This is a genomic window from Aquabacterium sp. A08 (genome assembly GCF_011742065.1).
In genome coordinates this window covers 1-5,809 of record NZ_JAAQQT010000529.1, presented here as the reverse complement: position 1 = coordinate 5,809, position 5,809 = coordinate 1, and the positions used below count along the sequence as shown (strand labels likewise).

Sequence of the window (5,809 nt, the reverse complement as noted above, 5' to 3'; positions counted from 1 at the left end):
GTCGCCGTTGAGGTCCAGGCCCGCCTGGTGCTGCCGGTTGGTCAGCTCCACCATCGACAAGGCCAGGCGCCCCAGCTGGTTGCGCACGTCGGCCACGTCGTTGTTGTAAAAGCGCAGCAGCCCCTGCAGTTCCCCGCCGCCCAGCAGGTCGGTGTTGATGAGGGCGTTCTCGTTGCCCAGCGCCAGCGCAATGTCGCCGGACGGGTCCAGCGGCGGCGGGTTGACCAGCGGGTTGGCGGTGCTGCCCAGCACCAGCGGATAACTGCCAGCGGCGAACACGGTGATGGAACGGTCGTCGGCCTCCAGCGTGGTGGTCTGCACGTACTTGTTCAGCTCGGCCACCACGCGGTCGCGCTGGTCCAGCAGGTCGTTGGGCGGGCGCCCGGCGCCGTAGGCCTCGACAATGCGCTGGTTCAGCGTGGCGATGTTCTGCGACAGCCGGTTCACGGTGTCGATGCCGGCCTCGATCTGGAGGCGGGTGGTCACCTGCAGCTCGTCGAGCTGGTTGGCGCTCTGGCGCAGGCGTGCGGCGATCTGCTCGGCGGTGCTCAGCACCACGCCGCGGGCGGTCGGGTTCAGCGGCGAGGCCACCACATCGGCCCAGCTGTTGAGGAAGGTGTTGAGCTGCGACCCCAGGCCGGCCTCGCCCATGGGAAAGAGCTGTTCCAGCTGCTGCAGGCGGTCGTAGCGCACCGTGGCTGAGGCGGCACCGGCGGCGCTCAGGTTGGCCTCGCGCGTGAGGAAGGCGCTGTAGCTGCGCTCGACCGCAGCCACTTCCACGCCCTTGCCGAAGTAGCCGTTGCCGACCAACTGGCCCGGAATCTGGGCCTGCTGCACCGTCTGGCGCGAATAGCCCACGGTGTTGACGTTGGCGATGTTCTGGCCAATGACCTGCAGCGCCGCCAGGTTGGTGGTCAGCGCGCCGGTGGCGATGTTGAAGCCGCTCATGGGGTGGGTCTTTCAGCCTCAGGCCTGGGCGCGCTGCAGGCTCAGCGTGGTGTTGATGACGCGGCTCAGCTTGGCCGCGTACTGGGGGTCGGTGGCGTAGCCGGCCTGTTGCAGGCCGCTGGCGAAGGCCTGGGGCGAGTGCAGCTGGTTCATCACCTGGGCGTAGCGCGGGCTCTGGCCGATCAGGCGGGCGTAGTCGCGGAACGACTCGGCGTACGACGTGTAGGCGCGGAACTTGGCGGTGACCTTGCGTGCCACGCCGTCCACGTATTCGGTGGTGGTGATTTCGGCGACCGGACCTTTCCAGCCCGCGCCGGCCTTGATGCCAAAGAGGTTGTGTGCCGGGCGGCCGTCGGCGTGGCGGATCTCGCTGCGGCCCCAGCCGGTTTCGTGGGCGGCCTGGCCGATCATGAAGCTGGCCGGGATGCCCGACTCGCGCGCCACCTGCTGCGCCGCCGCGCCGTGCTGGGCCACGAACTGCGCCTGGGTGGGCGTGGCGCGCGGCGCGGCCGACACCGCGCCCAGCGTCGGCGCCGCCGCGCCGGTGGCCGCGGGCGCGCCCCCGCCGGCCGGTGCCGCCTGCTGCGCCAGCTGGCGCTCGATCATCTCGCCCAGCCCGCCGGGCAGGCCGGTCATCTGCACCGCCCACTGCTCGTCCAGCAACTGGGTGCCCAGGTCGCTGGATTCGTTGTCCATCAGGCCGCTTTTCATCGAGGCCTCGCGCATGCTCTTGAGGATTTCCTTCATGAACAGCGCCTCGAACTGGCGCGCCGTTTCTTTAAGGGCCGCCTTCGCGTCGCGCCCGGCCAGGCTGTTGAGGCCGTCGAGCGACTTGCTGTCGGCGGCCAGGCCGCGCTGGCCCGCCAGCGCCAGGGTGGAGGTGGGTGACAGCGACATGTCAGATCACCTCCAGCTCCGCCTGCAACGCGCCGGCGGCCTTGAGCGCCTGGAGGATGGCCACCAGGTCCTGCGGCGTCGCGCCCAGGGCGTTGAGCGCCTTGACCACGTCGCCCAGCTGGGCCGACGCCGCCATCTGGATCAGCGCCCCGCCCTGCTGGCTGACCTGGATGTCGGCCTTCTCCGTCACCACCGTCTGGGCCCCGGGCGGGGCGAACGGGCCGGGCTGGCTGACCTGCGGCGTGGAGCTGATGCTGACCGACAGGTTGCCGTGGGCCACGGCGCTGGGGCTGAGCGCCACCGACTGGTTCATCACCACCGAGCCGGTGCGCGCGTTCACCACCACCTTGGCGGCGGCGCGCGGCAGGTCCAGCGGCAGGTCTTCGATGTCGGCCACAAACGCCACGCGGGCGTTCGGGTCCAGCGGCGCGCGCACCCGCACCATGCGGCCGTCCAGCGCCTGCGCCATGCCCTCGCCCAGGGCGCGGTTGATGGACTGCGCCACCCGGCGCGCGGTCTGGAAATCGGCGGCGTTCAGGTTCAGGTCGATGTGCTCGCCCAGCAGGAAGGGGGTGGGCACGGCCCGTTCGACCTGACCGCCGCCGGGAATGCGGCCGGCGCTCAGGTGGTTGATGGTGACGCTGCTGCCGCCGGCCGACGCGCCCGCCCCGCCCACCAGCAGGTTGCCCTGGGCCAGCGCATAGACCTGGCCGTCCACCCCGCGCAGCGGCGTGGTGATCAGGGTGCCGCCGCGCAGCGACTTGGCGTTGCCCGCCGACGACACGGTCACGTCGATGGCCTGGCCCGGGCGGGCAAAGGCCGGCAGCTGCGCCGTCACCAGCACCGCGGCCACGTTCTTGGGCTGCAGGTTGGCGCCGGGCGGCAGGGTGATGCCCATTTGCTGCAGGTAGTTGGCCAGCGTCTGGCTGGTGTAGGGCATTTGCGACGACTGGTCGCCGGTGCCGTCCAGCCCCACCACCAGGCCATAGCCGGTCAGCTGGTTGCTGCGCACGCCCTGCACCGCGGCCACGTCTTTGATGCGCGCGGCCTGCGCCAGCGCGGCGCCGCCCGGCAGGGCCAGCAGGGCCAGCAGCAAGGCCAGCGCCAGGAAACGGGGGGGAGCAATGGCAAATCGGTTCATGGTGGGGTCCTTTTCCAGCGGCGTTGCCCGGGGGGCACACGCCACACGCACCGCATGAACCGATTGTCGAAAAACTTTAGAAGGGCAAAAGCGTCAAAAAGAAGCGGGAAAGCCAGCCAAATGTCTGCGCATCGGCCTGCGCGCCGCGCCCGCGCGACAACACCCGCACGTCGGCCACCTGGGTGGACGGCACGGTGTTGCCCGGGCGGATGGTGCGCGGGTCCACCGTGCCCGAGAACTGCAGCACGTCCACGTTCTGGTTCACGCCGATCTGCTTTTCGCCCACCACCCGCAGGTGGCCGTTGGGCAGCACCTCGGTCACCACCGCGGTGATGTTGCCGGTGAAGGTGTTGCTGGCCTGGGTGCTGCCGTCGCCGTTGAAGGTGTTGGACGACTCGGCGCCCGCGTTCAGCTTGCCCAGCAGGTTCTGGTTCAAGAAGGGAAAAGTGGACACGCCCGCGCTCAGCTCCGACTCGCGGTTGACGCTGGACGACGACTGCTGCGTGGCCGACAGGCGCTCGGCGATCTGCACCGTCAGCGTGTCGCCGACCAGGCGGGCGCGGTGGTCCTCGAAGCCGGGGCGGTAGCTGGCCGCGCTGAACAGGCTGCCGTTGACGGGCTCGGGCGCGGCCGCTCGCGCCTGCGGGTAGTCCAGCTTCTCCGGTGCCTTGGCCAGGTCCACGTCCGGGATCTGCGACAGCGACGCGCACCCCGAAGCGGCCACGGCCACCAGGCCGAGCAGGCACCAGGCGCCGGCGCGGCGCCGGCGGGCGGAACGGGGGGCGGGGATGTTCATGTCCACTCCGGCGGTTGGCGGGTCGGGCTCAGAGCTGGGCCAGGCGTTGCAGCATCTGGTCCGAGGTCTGGATCGCCTTGGAATTCATCTCGTAGGCGCGCTGGGTCTGGATCATGCTCACCAGTTCCTGCACCACGTTCACGTTGGAGCTTTCCAGGTAACCCTGCAGCACCGGGCCGCGGCCTTCGGAGCCGGGCGTGCCGGTGGTCGGGTTGCCCGAGGCCGGGGTTTCGGTGAACAGGTTCTGCCCGCGCGGCTCCAGCCCGGCCGGGTTCACGAACGAGGCCAGCTCGATGGTGCCGGCCGGCTGCGGCGTGGGGTTGTTGCCGACGATGACCGACACCAGCCCGTCGGTGCCGATGGTCACGCTGCGGGTGTCGGCCGGGATGGTCACCCCGCCCAGCACGCGGTAGCCGCTGTTGGTCACCAGTTCGCCCTGCGCGGTCAGCTTGAAGCTGCCGTCGCGGCTGTAGGCGGTGGTGCCGTCGGGCATCTCGATCTGGAAAAAGCCGTCGCCGTTGATGGCCACGTCCAGGTTGTTGCCGGTCTGCTGCAGGTTGCCCTGGGTGTAGGTGCGGGCGGTGGCCACGGTGCGCACGCCCAGGCCCAGCTGCAGGCCGGTGGGCAGTTCCGACTGTTCGGCGCTGTTGCCCCCCACCTGGCGCAGGTTCTGGTAGATCAGGTCTTCAAACAGCGCGGTGCCGCGCTTGAAGCCCGAGGTGGACACGTTGGCCAGGTTGTGCGAGATCACGTCCAGCTGGGTCTGCTGGGCCTGCATGCCGGTCTTGGCGATTTGCAAGGAATTGATCATGGGAATGCTCCGGTGTGGGGGCTAAGGGCGGGCGGCGCTCAGCCGTTCAGGCTCAGCAACTGGCTGGCGGCCTGGTCGCTTTTCTCGGCGTTCTGCAGCAGCCGCATCTGCAGCTCGTACTGCCGGGCCACGCCGATCATGCCGACCATGGCCTCGATGGGGTTGACGTTGGAGCCCTCCAGCATGCCGTCGGCGAGCTGGGCGGCCGGGTCTTGCGGCAGCGCGCCGCCGTCGGCGCTGCGGAACAGGCCGTCGTCGCCGCGTTGCAGGCGCGCGGCGGCGTTGGGCGTGACCAGCTTGAGCCGGCCCACCGCCTGCACCGGCTCGTTGCCCACCTGGGCGCTCACCGTGCCGTCGCTGGCAATCGCCACGCGGGCGTTGTCGGGAATGTCGATCGGCGCGCCGCCCGCGTCCAGCATGGGCAGGCCGGCGTGGCCCACCAGCTGGCCCTGAGCCGACACCTGCAGCGCACCGGCGCGGGTGTAGGCCTCGGTGCCGTCCAGCCCCTGGATGGCGAAATAGGCCGCGCCCACCGCCGCCACGTCCAGGTTGCGGCCGGTGCTGTTCATGCTGCCCGGGGTGTCCAGGTGGCCGGCGGTGGCCTCCAGCGCATGGACCCGCGTGTTCGCGCCCTCGCCGCGCAGCGGCACCGCGCGGAAGGTCGCCATCTCGGCCCGAAAGCCGTTGGTGTTGACGTTGGCCAGGTTGTGCGACAGCACCTGCTGGCGGTGCATCGCAGCGCTGGCGCCCGACAAGGCGGTGTAGATGACGCGGTCCATGGTTCAGCCCCCGGCGACGTTCAGCGCAGGTTGACCAGCGTTTGCTGGACCTGGTCCTGCGTCTTGATGGTCTGTGCGTTGGCCTGGTAGGCGCGCTGCGCCACGATCATGTTGACCAGCTCCTGCGTCAGGTCCACGTTCGACTCCTCCAGCGCGCTCTGGCGGATCAGGCCCAGGCCGCTGTCCTGTGGGCTGCCCATCACCGCTTGCCCAGACGCGAAGGTCTCGCTCCAGTAGCCGCCGTTGACCGGCTGCAGCCCCTGCAGGTTGCGGAAGGTGCCCAGCGCCACCATGCCCTCGGCCTTGGACACGCCGTTGGAATAACGGGCCAGAATCACCCCGCTCTCGCCGATGTCGATCGACGTCAGATCGCCTTTCGCGTAGCCGTTCTGGGTCAAGTCGTACACCCCGAACTTGCCCCCAAACTGGGTGATGGT

At 70.0% G+C, this 5,809-nt stretch carries 7 protein-coding genes; all 7 read right to left on the bottom strand.

Features of this window, described 5'->3' with window-relative positions:
* On the bottom strand, window positions 1-948 hold a 948-nt coding region (gene flgK, locus HA630_RS03950; RefSeq protein ID WP_166832503.1), incomplete at its 3' end, for a flagellar hook-associated protein FlgK.
* 18 nt (window positions 949-966) lie between these two features.
* The gene (gene flgJ, locus HA630_RS03945) at window positions 967-1,845 is read right to left on the bottom strand and encodes a flagellar assembly peptidoglycan hydrolase FlgJ (RefSeq protein WP_166832501.1); all 879 of its coding nucleotides are present in this window, start codon (window positions 1,843-1,845) and stop codon (window positions 967-969) included.
* A gap of 1 nt (window position 1,846) precedes the next feature.
* Window positions 1,847-2,986 (bottom strand): flagellar basal body P-ring protein FlgI, encoded by a 1,140-nt coding sequence (locus HA630_RS03940; RefSeq protein WP_166832499.1) that lies wholly within the window; start codon window positions 2,984-2,986, stop codon window positions 1,847-1,849.
* A gap of 76 nt (window positions 2,987-3,062) precedes the next feature.
* Window positions 3,063-3,782, bottom strand: a complete 720-nt coding sequence (locus HA630_RS03935; RefSeq protein ID WP_166832497.1) for a flagellar basal body L-ring protein FlgH — start codon at window positions 3,780-3,782, stop codon at window positions 3,063-3,065.
* Between the two features lie 28 nt (window positions 3,783-3,810).
* Window positions 3,811-4,593, bottom strand: a complete 783-nt coding sequence (gene flgG, locus HA630_RS03930; RefSeq protein ID WP_166832496.1) for a flagellar basal-body rod protein FlgG — start codon at window positions 4,591-4,593, stop codon at window positions 3,811-3,813.
* A gap of 38 nt (window positions 4,594-4,631) precedes the next feature.
* Window positions 4,632-5,372, bottom strand: coding sequence for a flagellar basal-body rod protein FlgF (gene flgF / locus HA630_RS03925; RefSeq protein WP_166832495.1), 741 nt, complete (start codon window positions 5,370-5,372; stop codon window positions 4,632-4,634).
* 20 nt (window positions 5,373-5,392) lie between these two features.
* Window positions 5,393-5,809 (bottom strand): flagellar hook-basal body complex protein (locus HA630_RS03920; protein ID WP_166832494.1); only part of this gene is annotated, 417 nt, incomplete at its 5' end.

Bases quoted from the DNA above. Each gene is read 5' to 3' on its own strand.
- flgJ (WP_166832501.1), bottom strand. From the start codon at position 1,845: ATGTCGCTGTCACCCACCTCCACCCTGGCGCTGGCGGGCCAGCGCGGC.
- HA630_RS03940 (WP_166832499.1), bottom strand. From the start codon at position 2,986: ATGAACCGATTTGCCATTGCTCCCCCCCGTTTCCTGGCGCTGGCCTTG.
- HA630_RS03935 (WP_166832497.1), bottom strand. From the start codon at position 3,782: ATGAACATCCCCGCCCCCCGTTCCGCCCGCCGGCGCCGCGCCGGCGCC.
- flgG (WP_166832496.1), bottom strand. From the start codon at position 4,593: ATGATCAATTCCTTGCAAATCGCCAAGACCGGCATGCAGGCCCAGCAG.
- flgF (WP_166832495.1), bottom strand. From the start codon at position 5,372: ATGGACCGCGTCATCTACACCGCCTTGTCGGGCGCCAGCGCTGCGATG.